Origin of the sequence: Paenibacillus lemnae (assembly GCF_012933385.1) — a bacterium.
GTDB classification, from domain to species: domain Bacteria; phylum Bacillota; class Bacilli; order Paenibacillales; family Paenibacillaceae; genus Paenibacillus_AQ; species Paenibacillus_AQ lemnae.
Genome location: NZ_JABBPN010000002.1, coordinates 360,307 through 384,960, shown reverse-complemented (window position 1 = coordinate 384,960; position 24,654 = coordinate 360,307). Strand labels below are relative to the sequence as shown.

Genomic DNA, 24,654 nt, shown 5'->3' with positions numbered 1-24,654 from the left:
GGCCTGTCCACCGGAACACCGGAGACTTTCCTGTTTGCCTTTTATTCAAGGGCGGACGTACGGAAAGTCTCTTTTTTTTCACCTCCAATTCAAACTGTAAAGGGGAGAAAACAATGAGAACGATACTAAGCATCGAAAATCTGAACAAAACATTTGAAACCCCTGCCGGACCTGTTCAGGCGCTGCGCGATATCAAACTTCAAGTGAAACCGGGAGAATTTGTAACCATTATCGGACCCAGCGGCTGCGGAAAAAGCACCCTGCTTAAAATTATTGCGGGTTTGGACATCGTTCATGACGGCGAAGTGCTGCTGGAAGGTCAGAAGGTGGAACGGCCCAGCATTGATAAAGGGTTTATTTTTCAAGAACATCGGCTTTTCCCTTGGTTGAATGTGGAGAGGAACATCGCAGCAGATTTATCACTAAGCCAGCCGGAAGTGCGTCAAAAGGTCGACGAATTGATACGTATTGTGCGTCTTGAAGGGTTTGAAAAAGCATTTCCGCGGGAGCTTTCCGGAGGCATGTCCCAGCGCGTCGCTATTGCACGTGCTTTGCTCCGTAGTCCCAAGGTGCTTCTGCTGGATGAACCATTTGGTGCGCTGGATGCTTTCACTCGGGGACATATGCAGGAAGTGCTGCTCGATATATGGCAGCAGAACCGGACGACCATGATCCTGGTTACGCATGATATTGATGAAGCGGTTTACTTGGCTGACCGGGTTGTGATCATGGATGCCAGACCGGGCACAATCCGCCGGATTGTGGGTGTGGATTTACCTTTTCCCCGCAAGAAATCCAGTACATCATTTCAAGAATACCGGAGACTAGTACTTAGCGAATTTGAGCGTATTGAGGAGCCGGCAGGTGCTGGCAATTATGATATTTAATCCAATCAAGAGGAAAGGTGTGACTGTTCATGAGTACAATGGAAACCGTGGCTAGACCACCAGTGCAAGTGGAGGAGAAACGGAGCAAGCCTGTGACGAAACCGCCGGGCACGAAGTGGAAGAGTATAAGGAGAGGGCTTTACATCCCGGTGTTCATTCTGGTGATCTGGCAGGCTGCCGGCATGCTTGGCCTTATTTCGGAAACGCTGCTGCCAACACCGACAGCAATTGCGAAATCCGGCTGGGAATTAACCGTATCCGGTGAACTGTGGGGGCATGTGCAGGTCAGTGTCCGCAGAGCAGCGTTAGGGTTTTTGCTTGGCGGCAGTCTGGGTCTGGGTCTGGGACTGCTCACAGGGATGTTCAACAGAGTGGAACAGACCGTTGATCCAAGTGTTCAAATGCTGCGAATGATTCCGCATTTGGCGATTACGCCATTGTTTATTTTGTGGTTTGGATTTGGAGAGATGTCCAAAATTTTGCTTATTGCCAAAGGTGCTTTTTTTCCACTGTATGTCAATACGTTTCTTGGCATCCGGAGCGCAGATTCCAAACTGTTTGATGTGGCGCGTATTCTGGAGTTCAGCCGCTGGAAGCAGGTCACTCGGCTGATTATTCCCGCCTCCCTGCCTAATATGCTGCTGGGATTGCGGCTGTCGCTCGGTGTATCCTGGCTGGGTCTCGTCGTCGCTGAACTGATGGGTTCCAGTGAAGGCATCGGATACCTGATCATGGACGCTAGACAATTTTCTCAAACTTCCATTGTATTTGTGGGTATTATCATTTTTGCAGTTGTAGGAAAAGCGACCGATTCCTTTGTGCGCTATCTGGAGCGGAAGCTGCTGAAGTGGAGAGACGCATATACAGGTTGAAGCGGGCTCATAAAATTTCATGTTTCATATAGAAAGGTGTTGAACTGATGAGCACATCATTCAGGGAGCTTCACTTGAATCTGTTTGTTTCGCCCTTAGGGCATCATGAAGCAGCGTGGCGGCATCCGGATACGGATCCCGGCCAGCTGCTTGTTTTTTGTTCTGCAGTGTATCCCAGCTAAAGCTGGAGCATAATCTGGCAAGAAGATCTGCTTCATTCGGGTGACGTACAATAGTCTGTGTACCATGATTTGGAGTCTTTCCATACCCGTTTGTTTGAGCCGTATCAGCGGCGTGAGGGGTTGCTGGAAGAGGCCATTATTCACATGTACAAAGATGGCATGAGCACACGTGATGTAGCAAAATTTATTGAGTCCATGTTTGGTACGCACTACTCTCCGACCACGATCAGCAACATCACTCAGACGGTCATGGAGGATATCGAAGCGTGGCAAAATCGGCCACTTGAGAAACGCTACTCCGTGATCTACCTGGATGGACTTTACGTCAAACTCAAACGCAACTCCGTGAGCAGTGAGGTTGTGTATTTAGTCATGGGCATCGATGAGAAAGGCATTCGCCAGATTCTTGGTTTCTATGTCGGAGGTCAGGAAAGCTCAAACGTTTGGCGTGAGGTGCTAAAAGACTTCCAGAAACGTGGTGCAACAGATGTCCAGCACTGTATCGTGCACAAAGTTCGGGCGACCTTCCCCAAGATACGTGTGGCGGATAAAACCGAATTTTTGGCTGATCTAAAGCAGGTCTACACCGCGGTTGATGGTGACGCAGCCCGCACAGTTTTCAAAGAATTTAAGGAAAAATGGCGCAAGCAATATCCTAAGGAAGTGAAGTCCTGGGAGGAACAGCTGCCGACGCTGTTGACCTTCTACAAATACCCCGCGCTCACTCGGCCTGCCATCTATACGACAGCTTCCTTGTATAAGCCTGATTTTCAAGCTTATTTCTCGGAACTCTCGAAGCTCTCGTGCCAATCATGCCAAACGTGCCAATCATGCCAAACATGCCAAACATGCCTCTGGAGCCTCTCGTGCCGATCGCCTCACTATTCTCACGTCTCAGACACAGCAAAGGGGGCTGCCCACAAGATCCAAGATCTTTTGGGACAGCCCTTTATTTCGATCGTTTCAACGATCATTTCTGCTTATCTTCATTCAGTTCTTTCAAGGCTTGTTCTACGAACTTGGATTCCAGAACTTTGCTGGTATCCAGCTGTTTATCGATCGCTCCGGATTTATAGAGGAAATCCGCCTGCTCCTGATGAGCCTTGGCAAATTCAGGCGTGATCGGGAGGAGGATAGGCTGCGAATTTTTCAACACACGGGATATAATCTCTTTGTCGAGCTTCTGGGTCTTGGAGATATCCTCAGATACTTCATCCAAATGTGTAGTAAAGTAGATTCTCGCTTCTTCATAAGCTTTCAAAAAAGCAACGGTGAGCTCAGGATGCTCTTCCGTAAAGCCGGTCCGGGCAATCAGAAAGCTGGGTGCATTAATGTTCAGATCCTCACCGCTAGCCAGCAGGCTGGCCCCGGTTTGGAAGACCGCAGTCGTAGCGTAAGGTTCCCAGATGGACCAGGCATCGATGGCTCCGGTATCCAGAGCTGGCCTTGCTTCGTCGGGCTGAAGCTGAATTACTTTTACATCTGAATCCGTTAGGCCTGCTTGATCCAGCGCCATGTAAAGAAAGTTATAAGCACTGCTGCCCTTGGCAACCCCGATTTTTTTGCCTTTCAAATCTTTCAGCTCTTGAATCGGGCTGTCTTTGGGAATGACAATCATATTTCCCTTTCTCCCGTCAGCGGTGACGGCGACTGCGCGAAAATCCACATTGCCAACCTGACCGGAGATGACCGGAGTTCCCCCTACCGCACCAAAGTCAATTCTGCCGGCAGCCAGAGCTTCGAAGTGAGGAGGGCCGCTGGCGAATTCATGCCACTGTACCTCTGCACCGGCCTCCTTCAAGGAATCTTCAAACCATCCCTTCTCTCTGGCGTAAGGCAGAATGCCTGTTTTGCCCTGCACACCGATATGAATAACGACCTTGTCATCTTTAGAATTGGATCCGGAAGAGCTTGCCTGCAGGCTGCTTCCACTTTGGGAGCAGCCTGCAAGCCATAGAGCTGAAGCTAGCAGCACCAGCAGCAGTGTTCTGTAACGGTAATTAAATGACGGATGAGTCATGAATATCCCTCCCGGACGTATTTGAAATGAATTTATTATCAGGTACGGCAAGACCTAAATGCTCTCGAAGCGTAGTGCCGGTGTATGCGGTACGATACAGACCTCTTTGCTGCAGGATCGGGACCACATGGTCCACAAACTCTTCCAGGCCGCCAGGCAGATAAGGGGGCATGATATTGAATCCGTCGCAGCCGCGGCTGTTGAAGTAAAGCTCCAGATGGTCTGCAATCTGCTCGGGCGTGCCGGCAATCGTCTGGTGTCCCCGGGCACCGGTCACTCTGGCAATCAGCCCCCTGATTGTCAGTCGGTCTCTGCGAGCCATGTCGACGAGCAGCTGATAACGGCTCTTTCCTCCGTTAATCTCTTCTGCATCAGGAAGGTCTGGTACCGGGTTATCCAGCGGATATCCGGAGAGGTCTACCCGAAGGATTCGGGATACCATTTGCAGTCCAACCTCAGGGACAACAAGCTCCTGAAGGTATGCTTCTTTCTCTTTTGCTTCTTGTTCTGTTGACCCAATAATCGGCAGTACACCAGGCATGATTTTGAGCTGATCGTAAGTACGTCCATACTTGACGAGACGGCTTTTCAAACTGTGATAAAAAGCTTGCGCCTCCTGAAGTGTCTGCCATGCGGTAAAGACGACTTCTGCGGTTTGAGCCGCAAACTCCTGTCCGGTATCTGAAGAGCCTGCCTGCACAATAACCGGACGTCCTTGAGGAGAGCGCGGAACCGTAAGTGGGCCCTCTACATTGAAGAAACGCCCATTGTAAGACACGTCATGCACTTTGTTGGGATCAGCGAACACACCGCGGATGCGGTCCATAAGGACCGCGCCTTCCTCCCAGCTGTCCCAAAGGGATGTGACTACGTCCACGAATTCACGGGCTCTTTCATACCTCAGAGCATGATCCAGATGGTGATCCTTTCCAAAATGGTGGCTGGCTGCTTCCATGCTTGTCGTAACGACATTCCAGGCAGCTCTGCCGTGGCTTAACTGATCCAGGGAGGCGAATTTGCGAGCGACATGATATGGTTCACTGTAGGTGGTTGATACTGTACCCGCCAGGCCGATATGCTCGGTAACCCCGGCCAGGGCGGATAGGAGGGTGACCGGTTCCGCACGTGCAGAAAGCGTATGCGCCACCGCAGTATCCAGTGGTTCAGGAAGGGAAGGGACGTCTTCGACGAAAATCATGTCAAACAGTCCGCGCTCTGCGATTTGTGCAAAACGTTTATAATAATCCAGCTTCAAAAAACCGCTGCTGTCACTTTCAGGATGGCGCCAAGCGGCGATATGATGACCTACGCCGTAAATAAAAGCGCCGAGCTTTAATTGTCCGGATCGTTTTGACATTGTAATCTCTCCTTTGCTTTGTTATAGCTGCACCGTCTGCCGTGCTGCAGGACGCTCCAGGCCGAGATGATCGCGGAGCGTCGAACCGGTATATGCTGTCCGGAATAAACCCTTCTCCTGTAAAATCGGGATAACAGTTTGTGCGAAATCATCCAGACCTCCGGGCAGATAAGGGGGCATGATATTAAATCCGTCGCAGGCCTGCCCCTCAAACCAGGATTCCAGCTCGGCAGCGATATACTCCGGCATGCCGGTAATGGTACGATGGCCGCGCGCGCCGGTTACCCGGTACATAAGCTGGCGCAGGGTCAAACCATCCCGTTTGGCAATATCCGAGACCAGTTTGAAGCGGCTTTTTCCTCCGTTAATATCCTCAAGCTGCGGCAGATCGGGCAGAGGACCATCCAGCGAATAACCGCTTAGGTCTGTGTTAAGGGAAGCAGACAACATCGCCAGCCCTACCTCAGGAACAACGAGTTCCTGCAGGTGCTGTTCTTTTTCCCTGGCTTCTTTCTCGGTCGCGCCGATGATAGGGAGAATTCCGGGCATCACTTTTAAGCTTTCAGGTGCCCGGTCGAAATGTTTCATACGCTCCTTGATTTTCCGGTAGTAACTTTGAGCTTCTTCCAGTGTCTGCCATGCTGTGAAGACAACCTCTGCCGTTTCAGCAGCAAGAGAAATACCGGTATCGGATGAGCCGGCCTGAATGATGACTGGCCTGCCCTGCGGAGGCCGATGCACATTTAACGGTCCGCGTACAGAGAAAAACTCTCCTTTATGATCGATGCGCTGGACTTTGGATGGATCTGCATAAAGGCCGGTGTTCGTATCGATCACGACTGCATCATCCTGCCAGCTGTCCCACAGCTTCGAAGCAACCTGCACAAATTCCCGTGCCCGCGCGTACCGGGGACCGTGATCAAGGTGTTTCTCCCGGCTGAAATTCCGTGCTTCCTCATCCCTGCTGGAGGTAACGACATTCCAGGCGGAGCGTCCTCCGCTGAGGTGATCTAAGGTTGCGAATTCCCTCGCCAAATTGTAAGGCTCATGGTAGGTCGTGGATACCGTCGCTGCAAGTCCAATACGTTCCGTAACACCAGTCAGCATAGAGAGAAGCGTGAGTGGTTCGGGACGGATGGTAACAGCATGCTTCAGATAGGCGTCGTGTTTGCGCGGGATCGCAAGCGTATCGGCCAGAAAAATCATGTCAAACTTGGCGCGCTCAGCCGTCTGGGCAAATTGTTTGTAGAAATCAAAGTCAAAAATCTGCTCGGTCTTGCTGTGAGGACTGCGCCAAGCGGCCACATGATGCCCGACTTGAAAGAGAAAGGCTCCAAGGTGCATGCTCCGGGGTTTTGCCGTCATAAATAAACCTCCCTTAGATAAAAATGCAAAGGCCTCCTGCATATCCGGACATTTGTCCGGAAACAGGAGGCCTTCGGTTGACCAATCGGCTGAATGTATGAAATTCGTTGATGTAGGCATCGTAACACCTTTATTCCAACTAATCAAGTAGGAAAAGTAAGTTAGATGTTTTTTTTGAATACGACCTCTGCAAAAACCAGTCTGAATTTTGACTTTCCATAAATAACTTGTGGTTACTCTATACCTGCTGCAGTGAAAACTTGGTCAAAACAGGCTTTAGAACGGGCAGCCAAGTCCTCAGGGGAATCTTCGGGCTGTGATGGGGTCAGAATTTCCTGGGCTACAGGACCTTGATATCCAATACGGTGAAGTCCTCTCAAAAATCCTGCCAGATCAATGACTCCTTCTCCAGGGTAGAGTCTGTCGTTATCCAAGACCTGCTCGACAGGCACATCTTTCGCATCATTAATATGAACATGCACAATCTGACCTGGGCTCAGACGTGCAATATCTTCTACAGTCATTCCGTTGGTATACCAGTGATAGGCGTCGAACAAGAGCCCGACATTCGGTTCGTTGATCGCCTGAATCCAGTCCAGCGTCTCCTCCAGCGTCCAGATGAAGGGGTTTTTCCATTGGGTACGCAGATGGTGAGGGCCTACAAACTCCAGGCCAAGCCGAATGCCAAAGGCTGCAAGAATACTTGCGCACTGTCTTAGACGAGTGGTGGCAAGAGCCATGAAATGGGCAGCTGCATGATCGGTGGAGGGAAGAATATATGTACAGCAGCGAGTGCAGCCCAGAGCTTGGGCAGCTGCAGCCGCTTTTGGAAGCTGTTCCAGTCCTTCCTGGAATTTCTGATCATCGGCACGCCATTCCACAGGCAGTCCGATAGAACCCACCGTGAGCCCCAGGGACTGCAGGCGTTCATTGGCGGCATCCTTGCCAAGCCGGCTTACTAATGAATTAGCGTCGAGATCTACGCTGTCAAAGCTGTATTGTGAGGCCAGTTCCATAAGGTGCTCATCATTTTTTAATGCGCCTAACCCGGCGTTTGTTAATCCTCTTAGCATGTCAAATACCTCCAGTGTTATCAAATAGGTTTGCATTCAGTATAAAGAAATCAACCAGAGTTGAACACCGATATCCGCAAAAGTGATGAAATGAAGTAAACGATGATGTGAATTTTTTGATGTTAATAAACCTTACATATCTATTGACGGTGGTTTTACTGATGTCTATAATGATCATCAAGGACAACGAATTCCGGAGTGAAATTCCATCTACCCGAATCTATGTCATGCTTTATAACATAGAAGATGCCCGATTCAGACTGCCGACAGGTGTCAAAAGATTGCTGGTTTATAACGTTTTTAAAATCATGCATTTTAAAGCAGACGTAAACCAGCAATCCTGCTGACTGCCTTGTCTGAATCAAAAGCTCCGGAGGAATATGATGTCCCGATCCCGCACCAGTAAGAACTACCCCCTCTTACTGCGGCGGGATTCTTTGTGTTTATGCCTGTTCCAGAATGGTATTCAAGGTCGTCTGGTCGAGACCTTTGACCAACTTGATCAGCAGCTCTTTCGCAGCTTCATAATCATCGGTATGGATAATGGACGATGAGGTGTGAATATAACGGGAGCATATTCCGATAATCGTCGACGGAACGCCGATGCCGCTCAAATGCACTTGTCCGGCGTCTGTACCGCCCGGTGAGACGAAATATTGATATTTGATTTTGTGCGTCTCGGCCATATCCTGCACATATTCAACGATTCCCCGATGGGTCAGCATGGTAGGGTCAAAAATACGAAGCAGGGCACCTTGTCCAAGCTGTCCAAACTGGCTTTTGTCTCCCATCATATCATTCGCTGCACTCGCATCCAGTCCAAAGAAAATGTCCGGTTGAATAAGGTTTGCTGAAGTGCGCGCTCCGCGAAGACCCAATTCCTCCTGTACTGTAGCACCTGCATACAGGGTATTCGGCAGCTCTTCAGCATGAAGAGCCTGGACCAGCTCGATCGCAAGCCCGACACCGTAGCGGTTATCCCAGGCTTTAGCCATAATTTTTTTGGGGTTGGCAAGAGGTGTGAAGCTGCAAATCGGAACGACCTGAAGACCGGGACGGATGCCAAAAGATTCGGCCTGGCTTTTGCTGTCTGCACCAATATCGATATACATACTCTTGATGTCAACCGGCTTGCTTCGCTGCACCTCGTCCAGCAGATGGGTTGGTACGGAGCCGACGATCCCGATCACGGGACCGTGATCTGTGATGATCTGAAGCCGCTGGGCAAGTACGGTCTGGCTCCACCATCCGCCCAATGGCTGAAAACGGATCATGCCCGCTTCCGTGATGCCAGTGACCATAAAGCCGACCTCATCCATATGTCCTGCGACCATCACCTTGGGGCCTTCCTGTTTACCGCGAAGAACGGCAAAAATGCTGCCCAGGCGGTCCTGTACAAATTCTTCCGTGTATGGGGACAGAGCATCTTTAACCCAGGAACGCAGCTCGCGTTCGAAACCTGGTGCAGCTGGAAATTCGGTCAGCGTTTTCAGCAGGTCCATCGTGTATTGTTTCATGGGAATAATCTCCTTTTTAATTGAGTGATATTGAGAGGTTTCAAGTCTCTAGTATGCTCTGTTCCCTATAAAAAGTCCACGTCCTTCCATGCTTCCAACCTAGGCACCACAGCTGCCCAGCTGGAATATAATGAATCATTTCAATTCCGCTCTGGACAAAAAGGAGGAGACCGGTCATGAATAAGGCGATGCCAATCGCTGATCCCGGCCGCTATAAGATGTTGTTTCTCGTTCTGATCCTGTTTCTGCTGCTGATTCTCATCGTATGCTGCTGAAGATGACAGCTTCTTAACAGCCTGGCGATAAGAGCCGAGGCTGTTTTCTTTGTTCGTGGATGATTTCACCAAACATAAAGAAAGTCATTATAAACCATAATGATTATAACAATCATCCCAACATCAGCGGAGGTGCTATTGACATTGCCTGACTCCAGGTCAAATTCAAAGGTAAGTTCCATGAGTCCGGACGAATATAAAACGATCGCCAAAAAGCATGAGCCGCCCCGCAGTATATTGAAAAATTGTCTGAAGGCGTTCTTTGTCGGCGGTTTGATATGTCTGATCGGACAAGGCATTCAGCAGTTCTTCATGTCCGTATTTGATATGTCGACGAAAGAGGCTGGCAGTCCTACGGTTGCCGTTCTGATTATCATCTCTGTCATCCTGACCTGCTTTGGTGTCTATGACAAGATTGCCCAGTGGGCTGGGGCAGGTACGGCGGTTCCCGTGACTGGCTTTGCCAACTCCATGTGCTCGGCTGCCTTGGAGCATCGTGCTGAGGGACTGGTGCTGGGCGTAGGGGCCAGCATGTTTAAACTCGCAGGATCTGTCATCGTATTTGGTACGGTAGCCGCATTTATCATTGGCATTATCTACGCCCTCTTGGGTACAGGGGGAGGGGGCTGACGTATGCAGGTGAAAGGGCAGACCTGGACTTATGAAAAGAAGCCTGTCATTCTGGGCGCTTCTTCCATTGTAGGGCCCGAGGAAGGTGAAGGACCCCTGGCTGAAGATTTTGATTTTATTTATGACAATATCGAAATTAATGAGAAGACATGGGAAAAGGGAGAACGCAGACTGCTCGAGGATGCAGCAAGGAAAGCATTGGAGCATGCTTCTATTAAAGAAGAGGATCTGCAGTTTTATGTAGGCGGAGATCTGATGAATCAGATTATCAGCAGTTCTTTTGCAGCACGGAAGATGGGTGTTCCTTATATTGGCGTGTTCGGCGCCTGTTCCACATCCATGGAAAGTCTGGCCGTTGCCTCTATGATGATCGACTCCGGTGCAGCACAGTATGCAATGGCAGGAACCGCGAGCCACAACTGCACAGTGGAGAAACAGTTTCGATATCCGACAGAGTACGGGTCCCAGAAGCCGCCTTACGCGCAGTATACCATCACCGGTGCAGGATGTTCCGTCGTTTCCGCTCAGGGTGACGGACCGCATGTAACGCATGCTACGATCGGTAAGGTCATCGATCTGGGAGTGAAGGATCCTTTTAATATGGGAACGGCGATGGCCCCGGCGGCGGCAGACACCATCACAGCTCATATGAGAGACACGGGACGCTCGCCGGGATATTACGATTTAATCGTAACCGGTGACCTGGCAGCGGTCGGTCTGCCGATTGCGAAGGAGCTTCTCAAAAAAGAAGGCATTGCAATGGAAGAAACCAATTTCATGGACTGCGGATTAATGATCTACGACCGCGACCGTCAAAAATATGTCTTGTCAGGCGGCAGTGGATGCGGCTGTTCTGCAGTCGTTACGTATGGACACATTCTGAAACGGATGAAACGAGGCGAGCTGCATAAAGTCCTAGTCGTAGCTACAGGTGCGCTCCTGTCACCACTGTCTTACCAGCAGGGTGAGAGCATTCCCTGTATTGCGCATGCCGTATCACTGGAGATGGGAGGTTAAGACATGCAGTTTTTATGGGCGTTTATCATCGGAGGATTGATCTGCGTAATCGGACAGATCCTGATGGATGCGGTCAAGCTGACACCTGCGCATACGATGAGCACCCTCGTTGTAGCAGGAGCGGTAGCTGATGCGTTCGGCTTATATGATCCGCTGATCAAGTTTGCAGGCGCCGGAGCTTCGGTTCCGATCACGAGCTTCGGCAATTCCCTGGTGCATGGGGCTTTGAGTGAGCTTGAACGGGACGGATGGATTGGTGTGGTGACCGGTATTTTTGAAATTACGAGTGCCGGTATTTCCTCGGCGATCATTTTCTCTTTTCTGGCAGCACTTATTGTTCGACCCAAGGGTTAATTCATAGTTATTTGAGCGTTATACGGGCTCCGGAATGAAATTCCGGGGCTTTTACGCATGCAGGCGTGCCCAGCTAAGCACGCATTCTCTAGCCGGTGAAAGTCCGGTCACAGGAGGGACCAAGCCCCTGTGTAGCTAGGATACCTGCGTATGGCGAAATCTGTACGTAGAAGCGTATCGACGAAAGCACCCGTCTGAAACGGGGCGAGCAACGTACCAGGCCGTAACATAAAGTGAATTCTGCCGCGTCGTCAAAAAGGCCTCGCAAGAGGGAAGAGAGGATGCCGAGTCTCGCTGCATTGGACGAAGGCCACGGAAGCTGCTTAGAACTTGGATCAGCAGTGAAGAATCCTCCGGCGTAAGGGAATCGGCATGGTGTGAAAGAGGATGCAGTGAACTGGGGAGGCCCTCCCCTGCACGGTTTTTTTTTTTGAAACCGTAAAGAGACGCTCTATAAGCCCGAAAGGTGAAGTGAACCGTCTGCAGGAAGGGAGTCCGAGGGGCTCATAGTACCGAAGAATGCAGGACAACACAATCTGCAGGAGGGAAGGAGCCCTGCTTTGTTCAAGTTTCATAAGGAGGTACGAGTCAGTGAATGCCAAACGGCTAACAACACCAAAGGAAAACGTTCAACAACTCCAAGAGAAACTAGGTCATGCGGCCAAGGAAAGCAAGAAGCGAAGGTTTCACGCGTTGTACGACAAGGTCTACCGGCTGGACATTCTTTGGGAAGCATGGCGAAGAGTACGAGCCAATAAGGGCTCGGCAGGAATAGACGGAGAGACACTGGCAGACATCGAGAAACAAGGAGAGGTGCTCTTTGTACACGAATGTCAACGTCTTCTTAAAGAAGGCGAGTATCATCCGCACTCAGTCAGACGTCATTACATTCCGAAGAAGGATGGAAAGCAGCGACCGCTGGGCATTCCCACGGTGAGAGACCGCGTCATCCAGATGGCAGCGAAACTCGTCATGGAACCGATCTTCGAGGCGGATTTTCAGGAAACGTCATTCGGGTTTAGGCCAAAACGAAGTGCAAAGCAAGCGTTAGATCGCATTCGGAAAGCATGTAACCGCAAAGGGAATTGGGTGGTCGACGTCGACATCCAAGGCTACTTCGACAACATCAATCAGGAGAAGCTCATGAAGCTGGTTGAAATGCGAATCAGTGACAGACGTATCTTGAAATTGGTGAGGAAGTGGTTGGGTGCGGGAGTCATGGAGGAAGGAAGCATCAGACGCTCCGATTTAGGTACGCCGCAAGGCGGGGTTATCTCTCCCTTGCTCGCAAACATCTATCTGAATTACTTCGATCTCCTGTGGGAGCGAAACGGCAGCGCATTTGGGGAACTGACTCGTTACGCAGATGATTTTGTGGTGATTTGCAAGACGAAGAAAGATGCAGATCGGGCTTACGAACTCATTAAAGTCATAATGGGTCGCCTGGAGTTAACGCTGCATCCGACCAAAACGCGTATTGTCGGATTATGGACAGGAGAAGAAGGCTTTGACTTTCTAGGCATGCACCATCGAAAGACGAAAGCGGAGACATCTCAAGGCAAAATATATTATACGACCCAGCAGTGGTTGTGTCGCAAGGCGGAGGAGCGAATCAGAGAGGTCGTAAAAGAGCGACTGGCTCCACCAAATATGCGTCACAAGACCTTTCAGGACCACCTGGAATACTTAAACCCTAAAATACAGGGGTGGCGCAACTACTACTACACAGCTTACAGCCAAAAGAAGATGGCGAAACTGGACTGGTACATCCTCCAGCGACTAGCAAAATGGGTTGCCAAGAAACGTCAACGCACGCGATGGATGAGCTCATTACGCGAAGTGAAAGCACTGTCCTCACAATGTGGACTTAAAACGCTCTTGTGATCTGCATGCACATGAATGACGAACATCGGAAAGCCGTATGAGGGAAAACCTCACGTACGGTTTGATGAGGAGGGGCAGAGATGTCTGCCCTTTACTCTAGTGAGTTGCAGATATAGTAAAGCAGGGTATGTATGGGTGATGTAATGTACTCGACGTCCATGTTCATGTACAATAGATATAAACCATTTAATCATTCCCTTACAGGAGGTTATTCATACATGCCCGTAAGCCAAGAATCGATCAACATCATATCATCTGTGCGATCCAACCTGGAATCCTGCCTGCTTGGTAAAGAGTTTGAGATCCAGATTCTTCTCACTGCTCTTCTGGCAGGCGGCCACGTATTGATCGAGGATGTTCCCGGGACCGGTAAAACCCAGCTGATCAAGGCGCTCGCCAAGACCATGCAGGGAGATTACCGGCGTATTCAGTGCAACCCGGATATTCTTCCAAGTGATATTACAGGCGTCTCCGTCTTTCATCCCCGCGATGAACAGTTTTATTTCCGTCCGGGTCCCGTGATGACCAATGTCCTTCTCGCGGATGAAATCAACCGCGCTACGACCAAAACACAGTCCGCTCTGCTCGAAGTCATGGAAGAGCGAAGTGTGACGGTGGATGGTGAAACCCATCAGCTTCCTCATCCTTTTATGCTGTGTGCAACTCAGAATCCAATCGATTTTGAAGGAACGTACATGCTGCCTGAAGCGCAGCTCGACCGTTTTATGATGAAACTAAGTCTGGGCTATCCCGACGCTGCAACCGAGCGGGAACTCATGTTCAAATCCAAGCATGGCCAGTTAACGGACAAGCTTCGTCCAGTTACACATATGAGCACGATCGCAGAGATCCAGAAGGAGACTCAGGACGTGTTTCTGGGAGAACCGGTAGCCGATTATTTGCTGGGGATTACAAGGGCTACCCGTGAACATCCATCTGTTCTGCTGGGTGCAAGTCCCCGCGCTACACTGTCATTTATGAATGCTGTGAAAGCATTTGCGTTTTTGCAAGGGCGAGATTATGTGCTGCCAGATGATGTTAAGACCCTGGCGCCCTATGTGCTTTCCCACCGGATCTTGCTGCGTCCGGAGTCGAGGCTGGACAAGACCACCACGGCCACAGTGCTTGAGTTTATATTGAGACAAGTCAAAGTGCCGGTTCAAATGGGGAGATAGGCATGCGCCATCATCTTTCTGCATTTTTAGGCAGCATCAAGCCGGGTAATTTGGCAGCAGTATTGGCGGTATGGTGCATGGTTTTGTTCTATGTTCTTTTTCAAGGCGGTAAAACAGCGATGATGCTGTTCTCGATGGTCAGTTTACTCGCCGTTTATTTAATTGGATTCAGCTTGGGCGGCGTGAATCGTGTTAAGGCAGCTAGAACGGTGAGTGCAGGCGGATCTGAGGGCGGACTTCTGCATGCAGGTGAACAGGTTCATGTCCGGATGCAGGTAACCATACCGGGACTGCTCCCTATGCCGTATCTCGTTATACGTGAAGTGCTGCAGCGGCATAACGGGGACTCCTGGTCCTTCGAAGACAGTATGATCCCGAGTATGCGCGGGTCAGGCGAGTTAACCTTCCAGACACCGGGCCTCGAGCGAGGACGTTATACTTTTTTGAAAACGGAATGTATCAGTGAGGATATATTCGGACTTATGGAACACCGCGGGGGCTTTGAAGTGAATACGGAATTTCGGGTTCTACCCAGAACGGTGTATATCCCGAACTGGCAGCGCAATCTCCGCAGTGTCCGTTTGGGCGGAGCGCAAACCACAACGACCCCTGCTCGCAGGGAAACAACACAAATCAATGGTGTGCGAGACTATGTATACGGAGACCGGATTTCGCGTATTCACTGGAACGCCACAGCCAAGACCGGATCCTGGAAATCCAAGGAATTCGAGCATGAATCCTATCCGCAAACGATGCTTGTTTTAAACTGCAGCGAGAAAGGATTCCGAAATGCACAGCATTTCGAGACAGCTGTCTCTGCAGCGGCTTCATTGCTTGAATACGGAAGTAAGGAAGATGCAGGCATCGGGCTGTTTACTACAGGAAAAATTCCTCATCTGTTTCCTCCAAGCACGTTCCAGGGAGAGCGGATGGCTATGATTCAGCATCTGGTTGATGTTCATGCAGACCGAAAGGAATCATTGCAGTCATCCCTGGATCGGGTGGGCCGGGAGCTGCCGAAAGGTGCTCTGTTTCTGATTGTCACACCGACAGCAGATGACGATATCGTACAAACGATACGATGGGCGGAAAACCGCGGAATGAATCCGTGTTTGTTGAAGATTGATGGCGGAGATTCCGCGACGGAGTCCAAAGACTTTACATCTTATCTCCAAAGCCGGGGTGTCATGAGCTTCACGGCATCATCGCTGGAAGAACTGCCTTTTGTGCTGGGAGGTGGGTTACGATGAGGCAGCAACGAAGTTCTTCTTGGCTGTTTCACGGATTGACTATACTCTGGATCTGGATTCTACTGACACAGTGGGTATCCTATACAGAACCTATCCTTTACGAAGAGACAACAGCAGGCATTGTGGCAGCGCTGGCCATAACGGCAGTCGTTGAAGTATTGGTATTCGTCAAAAGAGTATATAGAATTCCTATTCAGCTAATTTTGATTATATACGCCGTTTACAGGATCCTGTCCAATTATGGAATGCCTGTTCCGGAAAGCTTTGCGGATGCGCTGAATGATGAGCGTTATCATTATGCGCTGCCGTATTTGTGGTTCGCGCTTGCGGCGTGGGCGATCTTTAATTTTGTTTCCGTCTGGGCGAACAGCAAACGCAAAATATTGATGCTCGTCGGTTTGAATATTGTTGCGTTTGCCGTGCTGGATTCTTTCACAACCTTTGTATTGTGGGATGAAACGGCATGGGTTGCAGGTGCAGGGCTGGCGTGGCTGGTCACGGAGCATTTTAACCGGTTTCGTATCCGGTTTCCGCAAGGGTGGCAGCGGCTGCGGCGTTACCCGTTCAAAATTATTGGCAACATTCTGGTCATATTCTCTCTGATTATGTTTGCCGGGGTGAATATGCCAAACATTCAGCCTTCACTAACTGATCCCTACACAGCCTGGAGAGAGTGGAGCGGTCTTCCACTGACGAGCGGCGGGGGAGCGGCCGGGGGAGGCGTCATTGTGACTTCCTGGGAAAGTATGTCAGGGTATGGACGGGAAGATAATGATCTCGGCGGCGGATTTAATTTCGACTATTCCCCGGTGATGTCCATTTCATCAGATGAACGAAATTACTGGCGGGGAGAGACGAGAAGCGTTTATTCCGGAACCGGCTGGGCGGACAGACAAAGAGCGCGGGACACGGAATCGGTTGAGGTCGGCCAGGCCTTGCCTGAAGAACAATCCGGCGTCCCGACCAAAACGGTGAAGCAGGATGTCACCATGCTTAACGATAACGTGTATCCTGTGCTGTTTGGAGCCTATTCCATGGTGAGCGTGGACCGCGTTGATTCAGAGGAGAACGGTGTTCTCCGCTGGAAAACCGAAGGAGCCGAGCTTCATCTGATCTCCGAGCCGAAAAGGCCTTATTATCCCAAAACCTACACTGTCACTTCCGAGGTGCCGGTCATACCATGGGAGCAGCTAAAGGAGAAATCAGATGAGGAGCTGTATGGAAACAATTCTGCGGATGATGAATATCTACAGATTCCATCGCGCTTCCCGGACCGTGTCCAGGAACTGGCAGAGGACATCACTTCAGGGGGAGATACCCCGTACAAAAAAGTGATGCTGCTGCAGCAGTATTTACAAAGCAGTGAGTTTTCATATACCAACAGCCCGAATCTGTCGAACAAACAAAGCGGCGACTTCGTTGACAGCTTTCTGTTTGAAGTCAAAGAAGGCTACTGTGATTATTTCTCCACATCCATGGTCATGATGGCGCGCTCTCTGGATATTCCTGCTCGCTGGGTCAAGGGGTACGCCCCGGGAAACGTACCGAATGAGCAGTTTATGTCACCTGGCGGCAGCCGAACGCCTTCAGGCAGCTATACGGTTACCAATGCAGATGCCCATTCGTGGGCAGAAGTATATTTCGGTGAAGAATACGGCTGGATTCCGATCGAAGCTACACCAGGTTTCACCATGCCGATTTTGTCCGGAGGCGAGGTTCAGGAGCCGGTGGTACCAGAAGAGCCGGATGAGCAGGAACCTGTGGAAGAAGAAGAGCAGGAAACAGCGGCAGCTGAGACAGCTGGCGATGACAACTTCAATCTGTATCCCATTCTTGGTATAGCGGCAGGTGTTATTATTCTGTTATGGATCGGGTATATTCTTTGGAGAATGCGCGTGAACTTCCGATTTATACGAGCGCGCCTTACCAGCGGCAGACCTTTGACGCCAGCTGATAAAGTGATCGCCGAGACGGAGCGCTGGATCCGGTCTATACACCGAAAGGGATTAACCCGCAGTCCGGAAGAAACGCTGCGTGAATCGGTACTGCGCTGGAAGGAACATCATCCGTCACTGGCACCTTTACTGAACCCGCTGCTCAAACGGTTTGAAGATGCCAGATATAGTCCGGTTCAGGTGGATCATGAAGCGTGGAAAACGGTACAGGCGGAAGCTGCCGAACTTAAAAAAGGATTGAAAAAGGTGAAAACCGTTTAATTCCTGCCGTCCGCCTTCCGCAAGGAACGGCGGGCGGTTTTTTGCACCCGGTGTGGAGAAAAATGGATGCATTTCTTTGGAATCGGCCATCCTAAATGAGACTGTTGTTTATTTTTACTAACTACTTGGAATATGGTATAGTTTTTCCTATGAAATTGAGGTGAATCATTTGTTTAAGATGCTTATTCCCAAGCAGCGTGTCGACACGGTTTATGATATCGATCTGGAAGAGATGTACAAGCAGGGCTACCGGGGCATTATTACAGATCTGGACAATACCCTGGTCGGAGCCAAGGCTCCCTTGGCGACACCTGAGCTTTTGGAATGGTTTAAAAAAGTCAAAGAGATCGGATTTCAATTGATTATCGTATCTAATAATCAGCTGGAGCGTGTATCGAAATTTGCGACTCCGCTGGATATTCAATATGTTCATGAAGCTCGCAAACCAAGCAATGCACCTTTTCGCAAAGCGATGCAGATGATGAACCTGACTGCTGACAAAACCATAGTGGTCGGTGATCAAATGCTGACCGATGTGTACGGAGGGAACCGGCTGGGTCTTTTTACAGTGTTGGTTATGCCGATCGCCATTAATGACGAGGGATGGATTACACGCCTGTTTAACCGCCGTGTGGAGAAGATCGCCTTAACCCGCCTTCGGAGAATGGGTTTATGGAAAGAGGAGGATAAGAAATGAGTGGGGCTGCAGGGGGACAAGACATCAAGAAATGCAGGGGCTGCGGCATCACGCTTCAGCATGCTTCTCAAGATAAACCCGGCTATTTGCCGGAGAAAGCCTGGGATCGGGAGCCGGTCATCTGCCAGCGATGTTTTCGGATCAAGAATTACAATGAAGCAGCCGCAGTGGCGGTGGATCAGGATGAATTTCTTCGTCTGCTCGGTCAGATCGGCAGCAAGCACGCATTAGTCATTCACATTGTGGATATTTTTGACTTTGAGGGCAGTCTGATCTCCGGTCTTCAGCGTTTTGTGGGCAATAACCCGGTTATACTAGCTGTCAACAAAACCGACCTTTTGCCAAAGGTTACGAATTGGAACAAGCTGTTAAACTGGGTGCAGAAGCAGTGTAAAGAACACGGGCTTAGAACCACTGATATTGTTATGTGCAGTGCCAAGAAAAATCAGGGTTTTGACCGGCTGCTGGAGACGATTGCAGAGAACCGCGGAGACCGTGATGTCTATGTCGTCGGAGCCACGAATGTGGGCAAATCGACGCTCATTAACCGTCTGATCCGGGATTATAGTGATCTGGATCAGGAACTTACCACGTCACGGTATCCGGGAACCACATTGGATATGGTTAATATTCCGCTGGATGACGGACGTTATATTATTGATACTCCGGGTATCGTATATCCTTGGAGATATAGTGAAATGGTGGGTCGTGAGGATCTGGGTGTCGTTATGCCGGAGAATCCGCTTAAACCCGTTGTCTATCAGCTGGATGAGGGTCAGACCTTGTTTTTCGGGGGCATGGGCCGTTTTGACTTTATCCAAGGGAAGCATCAGTCATTCACCTCTTTTATTAGCGGGCGCTTGAAGATTCACCGCACTAAACTGGAGCGTGCAGATTCCTTGTATGAGGACCACGCGGGTGAGCTTCTGTCCCCGCCGAACCGTGATCGGCTGAAGGATATGCCGCCTTGGACGAGGCATGAGATCCGGGTTCCGAAGGGGTCGAAATGTGATGTGTTCATCTCGGGACTGGGCTGGATCAAAGTGAACAGTGATGAAGGTGCATTAACAGCGGTTCATGTACCGAAGGGCGTCAAGGTGATGCTGCGTCCGTCCTTGATTTAGAATCATGCCAAGAAGTAAAGAATGGGGAGAATACCATGACAGGGAATCGGCTGCTTGAACAATTTGTACCCACGAGCGGATCACTGCTGCTTGGTGTGCTGGGGGATCCGATCGCTCACTCAAAATCACCTGTGATGCATCATGCGGCATTGAAGGCACACGGCATTTCTGGCCATTATGTTCCGCTGCATGTGAAACCCGATAACCTGAAGGAAGCCATCCAGGCTGTCCGGGTACTCGGGTTTCGCGGAGTGAATGTGACCATACCGCATAAGGTGGAAGTGATGTCGTATCTGGACAAGATCGATGAAGGAGCGGCAAAGATCGGAGCAGTTAATACGATCGTGAATGACCATGGCGTACTGACAGGTTATAATACGGACGGTATTGGATATGTCCGTTCGTTAAAGGACGAAGTGCTGCCGGGTTTGAGCGGAAGCAATATTGTTGTGCTGGGGGCTGGAGGTGCCGCACGCGGCATTGTTCATGCTTTAACACTGGAGATGGCAGGTTCGATCTCGATCATAAACCGCACGTCATCGAAAGCTGTTCAGCTGGCTGAGGAATGGGGAGGGGGTACATCCACTATCCGAGGTTATGGCGAGCATGAAGCTGAAGAAGCCGTTTCATCAGCCGATGTCATTATCAACACAACATCGGTGGGCATGCATCCGCATGTGGATCAAATGCCGGTGGAAGCTGAATGGATTCCTGAGGGGATTGTGGTGAGTGACTTGATCTATAATCCCCTCAAGACGAAGCTGCTCACTGAAAGTGAAGCGAGGGGATGCCGCGTGCATGGGGGACTGGGCATGTTCGTAAACCAGGGCGCCTTCGCTTTTGAATACTGGACTGGCCTTACAGCCCCCGTAGAAGAGATGAAACAGGCGGTACTGGAAAGTTTTTGAGATTTTCCAGACGTACATTTAAACCATATAAGGGAGTCATGACATAGCATGCTGACAGGTAAGCAAAAAAGACATTTACGTTCACTCGCGCATCATCTGGATCCGGTTTTTCAAGTCGGAAAAGGTGGGAGCAACGAGCATTTGATCCGCCATATTAACGAAGCAATTGAAAAGCGGGAACTTTTGAAAGTCTCGGTGCTTAACAACTGCCTGGAGGATCCGCGTGAGATCGCGAATGAACTGGTGGAAGGAACCGGTGCAGAGCTGGTACAGGTTATCGGGAAAACCATTGTACTTTATAAGGAGTCTCGGGACTACAAAACGATCGAGCTTCCTTAATAAGGAGGAATCCGGATGAAGACAGGTATCATGGGAGGAACGTTCGACCCGATTCACATTGGCCATCTTATGGCTGCAGAGGCAGCGAGGGACGCATGTGGACTGGAGGAAGTGTGGTTTATGCCAAGCCATACTCCGCCGCATAAACAGCAGGCAGGCGTTACGGGAGAAATGCGTTTAGACATGACAGAGAAGGCAATATCCTCAAATCCTCACTTTCGCCTGCTGGACGTGGAAGTTAAGCGTCAAGGCGTTTCCTATACCGTGGATACGATCCGGGATCTCAAAAAGGAATGGCCGGAACATGATTTCCATTTCATTATCGGAGCCGATATGGTGAATTACCTCCCGAAGTGGAATAGAATTCAGGAATTGGCCGATATGCTGAGCTTTATTGGTTTGAACCGTCCAGGTTCCCCGCTCGATACTGAGCAGCTGCCGGATTTCCTTAAGCGTCGTGTTCATATAGTGGACATGCCGATGCTGGATATCTCTTCTTCAGACATCCGCCATAAGGCGGAGAACGGGGAGTCGATCCGTTATATGGTGCCGGATCCGGTTTATGAATATATATCAAGGAGCGGGATCTATGGAGTACAATCGGGAACAGCTGATTGAAGCTGTATCTGCTCAGATGCCGGAAAAGCGGTGGACTCACACGCTGGGCGTGATGGAGACTGCTGTTCAACTGGCAAGGCGATATGGAGCGGATCCAGTAAAAGCCGATCTCGCAGCTATACTGCATGATGTTTCTAAATACTGGACGATTGAGAAGATGAGAAACATTCTGGTTGAGCATAAACTCAACGATGAGCTGCTTCTGCATGACAAGCAGCTGTGGCATGCCGAGGTCGGCGCTTTTACCGCAAGGGAAGTTTACGGAATTACAGATCCGGAGATCCTGGATGCCATTCGTTATCATACATCCGGCAGGGTGGGAATGACCTTGCTGGACAAGGTGGTTTGTCTTGCCGATTACATCGAACCGGGGCGGGATTTTCCTGGTGTGCATAATTTGCGCGAACTGGCCCAACATAGCCTTGAAGGGGCGCTTGCCGGCGGATTTGATTCCACCATCAGCCACTTGATAGCCAGAAAGCAAATCATTTATCCGCTCACGGTATTGTCACGTAATGATTTGATTAAGCAATTGGAGGAGAATATATGACCATAACACCACAGCAATTATTGAATACTGCCATTGCAGGCGCAGAAGATAAAAAAGCCATGAATATTGTGGCATTGGATTTGAAAGGCATCTCGCTGGTGGCGGATTACTTTGTGATTTGTCACGGTAACTCCGATACCCAGGTGCAGGCCATTGCGACCGAAGTTCGTAAACGTGCCCATGATGCCGGTATTCCCGTTCGGATCGAAGGCATGGATGCTGCCCGTTGGGTACTGCTCGATCTGGGAGACGTTGTTGTGCATATTTTCCACCGTGATGAGCGGGAATATTACAACATCGAACGCTTATGGTCTGACGCCAAAGTGGTGGAGAACGTATGAGTTTGATCGCCGGAACGATCGTGGAACTGGAAGTTTCCCGTGAAGTGTCTCCGTATGGTTTTTTTCTTGACGGAGGAGATCGCGATGTTCTGCTTCACTATACGGAATTGACCCGGGAGATCACAGCGGGTGAAGCTGTAGAAGTGTTTATCTTCTTCGATACAGAAGACCGGCTGGCGGCAACGATGAAGAAGCCTTATTTGACACTGGGTGAGACCGCCCTGCTGATGGTGGCTGATGTTCATCCACGGCTGGGCTGCTTCCTTGAGATGGGGCTTGGCCGGCAGCTGCTGCTGCCCATCCGTGAACTCCCGGAGTTAAAGGAGCTTCATCCTCAAGTAGGGGATCAGGTTTACGTCATGATGGAACATGATAAGCAGGGACGTCTGCGGGCCAGACTGGCAGGGGAACAAGAGCTTGTGCCTCTCGCATTTCATGCCCCTGCTTCCTGGCTGAATGAATGGTTTACGGCAAGGGTGTACAAGCCCCTGCAGATGGGAACTTTTGTGGTTGTAGATGGAGGTGTGCTGGGCTTCGGGGCTATTGGCATGATCCATTCTTCCGAGCGAACCCGGATGCTGCGATTGGGTGAAGAAGTGAAGGTGCGTGTCAGTCACCTCCGGGAGGACGGACGTGTCAATCTGTCCATGGTTCCGCGAAAGGAAGTCGGACGCACAGATGATGCGGACCGGCTGCTTGCTTTTTTGAAAGAGCGTCCGGGCGGTGGGATGCCTTACTCAGATGCTACCCCGCCGGATATTATCAAGCAGCGATTCGGCATCAGCAAATCGGCTTTTAAACGGGCATTGGGCAAGCTGATGAAGGATGGACTGGTCACTCAGAAGGAAAACTGGACGTATTTGGTTCAGCGTAATGATGCAGCAAATTCCGTCCCGGAAGAGTAATCAGAAACAATAAGCACAAGTGTCAGGAAGTGGTATCAGCATGTTGTCTTACCGCAAATTTGCATACGTTTATGATCAACTGATGGAAGATATGCCATACCCGGAATGGCTCCGATTTGCTCGGACGGCCTGGGAAAAGCATGGAATGCCGGCGAGTGTGGCGGAACTGGGATGCGGGACAGGAAGTATTACGATTCCTTTGGTTAAATCCGGATTTCAGGTGACTGGGATTGATCTGTCGGCTGACATGCTGTCCATTGCAAGACGCAAACTGGAAGAAACCCCGCAGGGGGGAAGGTTCTTCAGGGAAGGCAGCATCCGTTGGGTTCAGCAGGATATCAGGGAGTGGGAACTGCCGGAGCCTGTCGATGCCGTAATTTCGTTCTGCGACTGCTTCAATTACCTGCTGGAAGAAGAGGATATTCGGGCAGCATTTCAGCGTACATATAAGGGATTGAACGAGGGGGGCACATTTCTGTTTGATGTGCATCATCCTAACACACTGATCCGGTATGATGAGGAGCAGCCGTTTGTTCTCGATGATCCGAGGGTATCGTACATCTGGACATGTGAGCTGGATGGCCCGCGGTGTGAGATTGAACATCATCTATCCATATTTGCGCGAGATGAACAGGACCGGTCGATATACCGCCGTTTCGAAGAAAGTCATGTTCAGCGGGGGTATGATCCGCAGTGGATGAAAGTGGAGCTGACAAAAGCGGGATTCCGGGATGTGCAGTGCTACGCCGATTTCGAATGGGTTGAAGCTGGAGAAAACGCCCGGCGTCTGTTTTATGTAGCTGTAAAATAATCATAGAAACAACACGGTCAGCCAGTATTCTGGTTGGCCTTTTTCTATTTGGTGTTCGTGCCAAGATGTGACATTGCTCTGCGAGTGCGAACGAGCGACCCCAGTGTCAGCATGTGATAGTTTAAGATTGTTTTCCAAGCTTATTTTGAGAAAAACAGAAGCTTTTGGATCCATAAGATTGTTTTTCAGGCTTATATTTCACTTTACATCCATTTTCGGGTTATGGTAACGTTTTCAGATAATTTAAGACTGATTTTCAGGCTTAAAGTGTTCTTAACAGACAAAAT

Annotated in this window: 24 protein-coding genes and 1 pseudogene; 20 read left to right on the top strand and 5 right to left on the bottom strand. The window is 50.1% G+C overall.

What is annotated here, in order from left to right:
• Positions 1-113 precede the first annotated feature (113 nt).
• The 3 genes and pseudogenes from HII30_RS03735 to HII30_RS21990 all read left to right on the top strand — a co-directional run.
• Positions 114-887, top strand: a complete 774-nt coding sequence (locus tag HII30_RS03735) for an ABC transporter ATP-binding protein (protein ID WP_169503625.1) — start codon at positions 114-116, stop codon at positions 885-887.
• 29 nt (positions 888-916) lie between these two features.
• Entirely contained in the window at positions 917-1,759 is an 843-nt protein-coding gene (locus HII30_RS03730; RefSeq protein WP_246245986.1) for an ABC transporter permease, read from the top strand.
• Between the two features lie 260 nt (positions 1,760-2,019).
• Positions 2,020-2,688 (top strand): annotated as a pseudogene (locus tag HII30_RS21990) (IS256 family transposase); the annotation flags it as partial.
• 223 nt (positions 2,689-2,911) lie between these two features.
• Here HII30_RS21990 and HII30_RS03720 read toward each other — a convergent pair.
• The 4 genes from HII30_RS03720 to HII30_RS03705 form a co-directional block, all read right to left on the bottom strand.
• The gene (locus tag HII30_RS03720; RefSeq protein WP_169503623.1) at positions 2,912-3,961 is read right to left on the bottom strand and encodes an aliphatic sulfonate ABC transporter substrate-binding protein; all 1,050 of its coding nucleotides are present in this window, start codon (positions 3,959-3,961) and stop codon (positions 2,912-2,914) included.
• A complete protein-coding gene (locus tag HII30_RS03715) occupies positions 3,942-5,318 on the bottom strand; it encodes an LLM class flavin-dependent oxidoreductase (RefSeq protein WP_169503621.1) in 1,377 nt (458 codons plus the stop codon). Before HII30_RS03715 ends, HII30_RS03720 begins: the two co-directional genes overlap by 20 nt.
• Before the next feature lie 21 nt (positions 5,319-5,339).
• A complete protein-coding gene (locus HII30_RS03710) occupies positions 5,340-6,683 on the bottom strand; it encodes an LLM class flavin-dependent oxidoreductase (protein ID WP_169503619.1) in 1,344 nt (447 codons plus the stop codon).
• A gap of 233 nt (positions 6,684-6,916) precedes the next feature.
• The gene (locus HII30_RS03705) at positions 6,917-7,756 is read right to left on the bottom strand and encodes a sugar phosphate isomerase/epimerase family protein (RefSeq protein WP_169503617.1); all 840 of its coding nucleotides are present in this window, start codon (positions 7,754-7,756) and stop codon (positions 6,917-6,919) included.
• A gap of 161 nt (positions 7,757-7,917) precedes the next feature.
• Between HII30_RS03705 and HII30_RS03700 the strand changes: the two genes are divergently transcribed.
• Complete coding sequence (locus HII30_RS03700) at positions 7,918-8,103, top strand: hypothetical protein (RefSeq protein ID WP_169503615.1); 186 nt, start codon at positions 7,918-7,920, stop codon at positions 8,101-8,103.
• A gap of 96 nt (positions 8,104-8,199) precedes the next feature.
• Here HII30_RS03700 and HII30_RS03695 read toward each other — a convergent pair whose 3' ends face one another.
• A complete protein-coding gene (locus HII30_RS03695) occupies positions 8,200-9,273 on the bottom strand; it encodes a M42 family metallopeptidase (protein WP_169503613.1) in 1,074 nt (357 codons plus the stop codon).
• 455 nt (positions 9,274-9,728) lie between these two features.
• Between HII30_RS03695 and spoVAC the strand changes: the two genes are divergently transcribed.
• The 16 genes from spoVAC (at position 9,729) to HII30_RS03615 (ending at position 24,367) form a co-directional block, all read left to right on the top strand.
• Positions 9,729-10,178 carry a stage V sporulation protein AC gene (gene spoVAC, locus HII30_RS03690; RefSeq protein ID WP_246246090.1) on the top strand — a complete coding sequence of 150 codons (450 nt, stop codon included), beginning with the start codon at positions 9,729-9,731 and terminating at the stop codon, positions 10,176-10,178.
• A 3-nt stretch (positions 10,179-10,181) separates the two neighbouring features.
• On the top strand, positions 10,182-11,195 hold the full coding sequence (gene spoVAD / locus HII30_RS03685) for a stage V sporulation protein AD (protein ID WP_169503609.1): 1,014 nt from the start codon (positions 10,182-10,184) through the stop codon (positions 11,193-11,195).
• A gap of 3 nt (positions 11,196-11,198) precedes the next feature.
• The gene (gene spoVAE / locus HII30_RS03680; protein ID WP_169503607.1) at positions 11,199-11,549 is read left to right on the top strand and encodes a stage V sporulation protein AE; all 351 of its coding nucleotides are present in this window, start codon (positions 11,199-11,201) and stop codon (positions 11,547-11,549) included.
• Between the two features lie 591 nt (positions 11,550-12,140).
• Positions 12,141-13,433 carry a group II intron reverse transcriptase/maturase gene (gene ltrA / locus HII30_RS03675; RefSeq protein ID WP_169503605.1) on the top strand — a complete coding sequence of 431 codons (1,293 nt, stop codon included), beginning with the start codon at positions 12,141-12,143 and terminating at the stop codon, positions 13,431-13,433.
• A 218-nt stretch (positions 13,434-13,651) separates the two neighbouring features.
• Positions 13,652-14,608, top strand: a complete 957-nt coding sequence (locus tag HII30_RS03670) for an AAA family ATPase (RefSeq protein WP_169503603.1) — start codon at positions 13,652-13,654, stop codon at positions 14,606-14,608.
• Positions 14,609-14,610: 2 nt separating this feature from the next.
• Complete coding sequence (locus HII30_RS03665) at positions 14,611-15,858, top strand: DUF58 domain-containing protein (RefSeq protein WP_169503600.1); 1,248 nt, start codon at positions 14,611-14,613, stop codon at positions 15,856-15,858.
• On the top strand, positions 15,855-18,074 hold the full coding sequence (locus HII30_RS03660) for a transglutaminase TgpA family protein (RefSeq protein WP_169503598.1): 2,220 nt from the start codon (positions 15,855-15,857) through the stop codon (positions 18,072-18,074). Before HII30_RS03665 ends, HII30_RS03660 begins: the two co-directional genes overlap by 4 nt.
• 169 nt (positions 18,075-18,243) lie before the next feature.
• Entirely contained in the window at positions 18,244-18,771 is a 528-nt protein-coding gene (locus HII30_RS03655; protein ID WP_169503596.1) for a YqeG family HAD IIIA-type phosphatase, read from the top strand.
• Positions 18,768-19,895: a ribosome biogenesis GTPase YqeH gene (yqeH, locus tag HII30_RS03650; RefSeq protein WP_169503595.1), complete on the top strand. Its 1,128-nt coding sequence runs from the start codon at positions 18,768-18,770 to the stop codon at positions 19,893-19,895. The genes HII30_RS03655 and yqeH overlap by 4 nt, the downstream gene beginning before the upstream one ends.
• A 35-nt stretch (positions 19,896-19,930) precedes the next feature.
• Positions 19,931-20,803, top strand: coding sequence for a shikimate dehydrogenase (gene aroE / locus HII30_RS03645; protein WP_169503594.1), 873 nt, complete (start codon positions 19,931-19,933; stop codon positions 20,801-20,803).
• A gap of 48 nt (positions 20,804-20,851) precedes the next feature.
• Complete coding sequence (yhbY, locus tag HII30_RS03640; RefSeq protein WP_169503593.1) at positions 20,852-21,142, top strand: ribosome assembly RNA-binding protein YhbY; 291 nt, start codon at positions 20,852-20,854, stop codon at positions 21,140-21,142.
• A gap of 15 nt (positions 21,143-21,157) precedes the next feature.
• Positions 21,158-21,760, top strand: a complete 603-nt coding sequence (nadD, locus tag HII30_RS03635; RefSeq protein ID WP_169503591.1) for a nicotinate-nucleotide adenylyltransferase — start codon at positions 21,158-21,160, stop codon at positions 21,758-21,760.
• Positions 21,732-22,310, top strand: a complete 579-nt coding sequence (gene yqeK, locus HII30_RS03630; protein WP_169503589.1) for a bis(5'-nucleosyl)-tetraphosphatase (symmetrical) YqeK — start codon at positions 21,732-21,734, stop codon at positions 22,308-22,310. The genes nadD and yqeK overlap by 29 nt, the downstream gene beginning before the upstream one ends.
• Positions 22,307-22,651 carry a ribosome silencing factor gene (gene rsfS, locus HII30_RS03625; RefSeq protein WP_169503587.1) on the top strand — a complete coding sequence of 115 codons (345 nt, stop codon included), beginning with the start codon at positions 22,307-22,309 and terminating at the stop codon, positions 22,649-22,651. Before yqeK ends, rsfS begins: the two co-directional genes overlap by 4 nt.
• Positions 22,648-23,556: a CvfB family protein gene (locus HII30_RS03620; RefSeq protein ID WP_169503585.1), complete on the top strand. Its 909-nt coding sequence runs from the start codon at positions 22,648-22,650 to the stop codon at positions 23,554-23,556. The genes rsfS and HII30_RS03620 overlap by 4 nt, the downstream gene beginning before the upstream one ends.
• A 40-nt stretch (positions 23,557-23,596) precedes the next feature.
• Positions 23,597-24,367, top strand: coding sequence for a class I SAM-dependent DNA methyltransferase (locus HII30_RS03615; RefSeq protein WP_169503583.1), 771 nt, complete (start codon positions 23,597-23,599; stop codon positions 24,365-24,367).
• The last annotated feature ends 287 nt before the right edge of the window (positions 24,368-24,654 follow it).

Bases quoted from the DNA above. Each gene is read 5' to 3' on its own strand.
- aroE (WP_169503594.1), top strand. From the start codon at position 19,931: ATGACAGGGAATCGGCTGCTTGAACAATTTGTACCCACGAGCGGATCA.
- HII30_RS03615 (WP_169503583.1), top strand. From the start codon at position 23,597: ATGTTGTCTTACCGCAAATTTGCATACGTTTATGATCAACTGATGGAA.
- HII30_RS03665 (WP_169503600.1), top strand. From the start codon at position 14,611: ATGCGCCATCATCTTTCTGCATTTTTAGGCAGCATCAAGCCGGGTAAT.
- yqeH (WP_169503595.1), top strand. From the start codon at position 18,768: ATGAGTGGGGCTGCAGGGGGACAAGACATCAAGAAATGCAGGGGCTGC.
- rsfS (WP_169503587.1), top strand. From the start codon at position 22,307: ATGACCATAACACCACAGCAATTATTGAATACTGCCATTGCAGGCGCA.
- HII30_RS03670 (WP_169503603.1), top strand. From the start codon at position 13,652: ATGCCCGTAAGCCAAGAATCGATCAACATCATATCATCTGTGCGATCC.
- HII30_RS03730 (WP_246245986.1), top strand. From the start codon at position 917: ATGAGTACAATGGAAACCGTGGCTAGACCACCAGTGCAAGTGGAGGAG.
- HII30_RS03710 (WP_169503619.1), bottom strand. From the start codon at position 6,683: ATGACGGCAAAACCCCGGAGCATGCACCTTGGAGCCTTTCTCTTTCAA.
- HII30_RS03695 (WP_169503613.1), bottom strand. From the start codon at position 9,273: ATGAAACAATACACGATGGACCTGCTGAAAACGCTGACCGAATTTCCA.
- HII30_RS03720 (WP_169503623.1), bottom strand. From the start codon at position 3,961: ATGACTCATCCGTCATTTAATTACCGTTACAGAACACTGCTGCTGGTG.
- HII30_RS03715 (WP_169503621.1), bottom strand. From the start codon at position 5,318: ATGTCAAAACGATCCGGACAATTAAAGCTCGGCGCTTTTATTTACGGC.
- yqeK (WP_169503589.1), top strand. From the start codon at position 21,732: ATGGAGTACAATCGGGAACAGCTGATTGAAGCTGTATCTGCTCAGATG.
- HII30_RS03705 (WP_169503617.1), bottom strand. From the start codon at position 7,756: ATGCTAAGAGGATTAACAAACGCCGGGTTAGGCGCATTAAAAAATGAT.
- HII30_RS03700 (WP_169503615.1), top strand. From the start codon at position 7,918: ATGTCTATAATGATCATCAAGGACAACGAATTCCGGAGTGAAATTCCA.
- HII30_RS03620 (WP_169503585.1), top strand. From the start codon at position 22,648: ATGAGTTTGATCGCCGGAACGATCGTGGAACTGGAAGTTTCCCGTGAA.
- nadD (WP_169503591.1), top strand. From the start codon at position 21,158: ATGAAGACAGGTATCATGGGAGGAACGTTCGACCCGATTCACATTGGC.
- spoVAD (WP_169503609.1), top strand. From the start codon at position 10,182: ATGCAGGTGAAAGGGCAGACCTGGACTTATGAAAAGAAGCCTGTCATT.
- yhbY (WP_169503593.1), top strand. From the start codon at position 20,852: ATGCTGACAGGTAAGCAAAAAAGACATTTACGTTCACTCGCGCATCAT.
- spoVAE (WP_169503607.1), top strand. From the start codon at position 11,199: ATGCAGTTTTTATGGGCGTTTATCATCGGAGGATTGATCTGCGTAATC.
- HII30_RS03735 (WP_169503625.1), top strand. From the start codon at position 114: ATGAGAACGATACTAAGCATCGAAAATCTGAACAAAACATTTGAAACC.
- spoVAC (WP_246246090.1), top strand. From the start codon at position 9,729: ATGAGTCCGGACGAATATAAAACGATCGCCAAAAAGCATGAGCCGCCC.
- HII30_RS03660 (WP_169503598.1), top strand. From the start codon at position 15,855: ATGAGGCAGCAACGAAGTTCTTCTTGGCTGTTTCACGGATTGACTATA.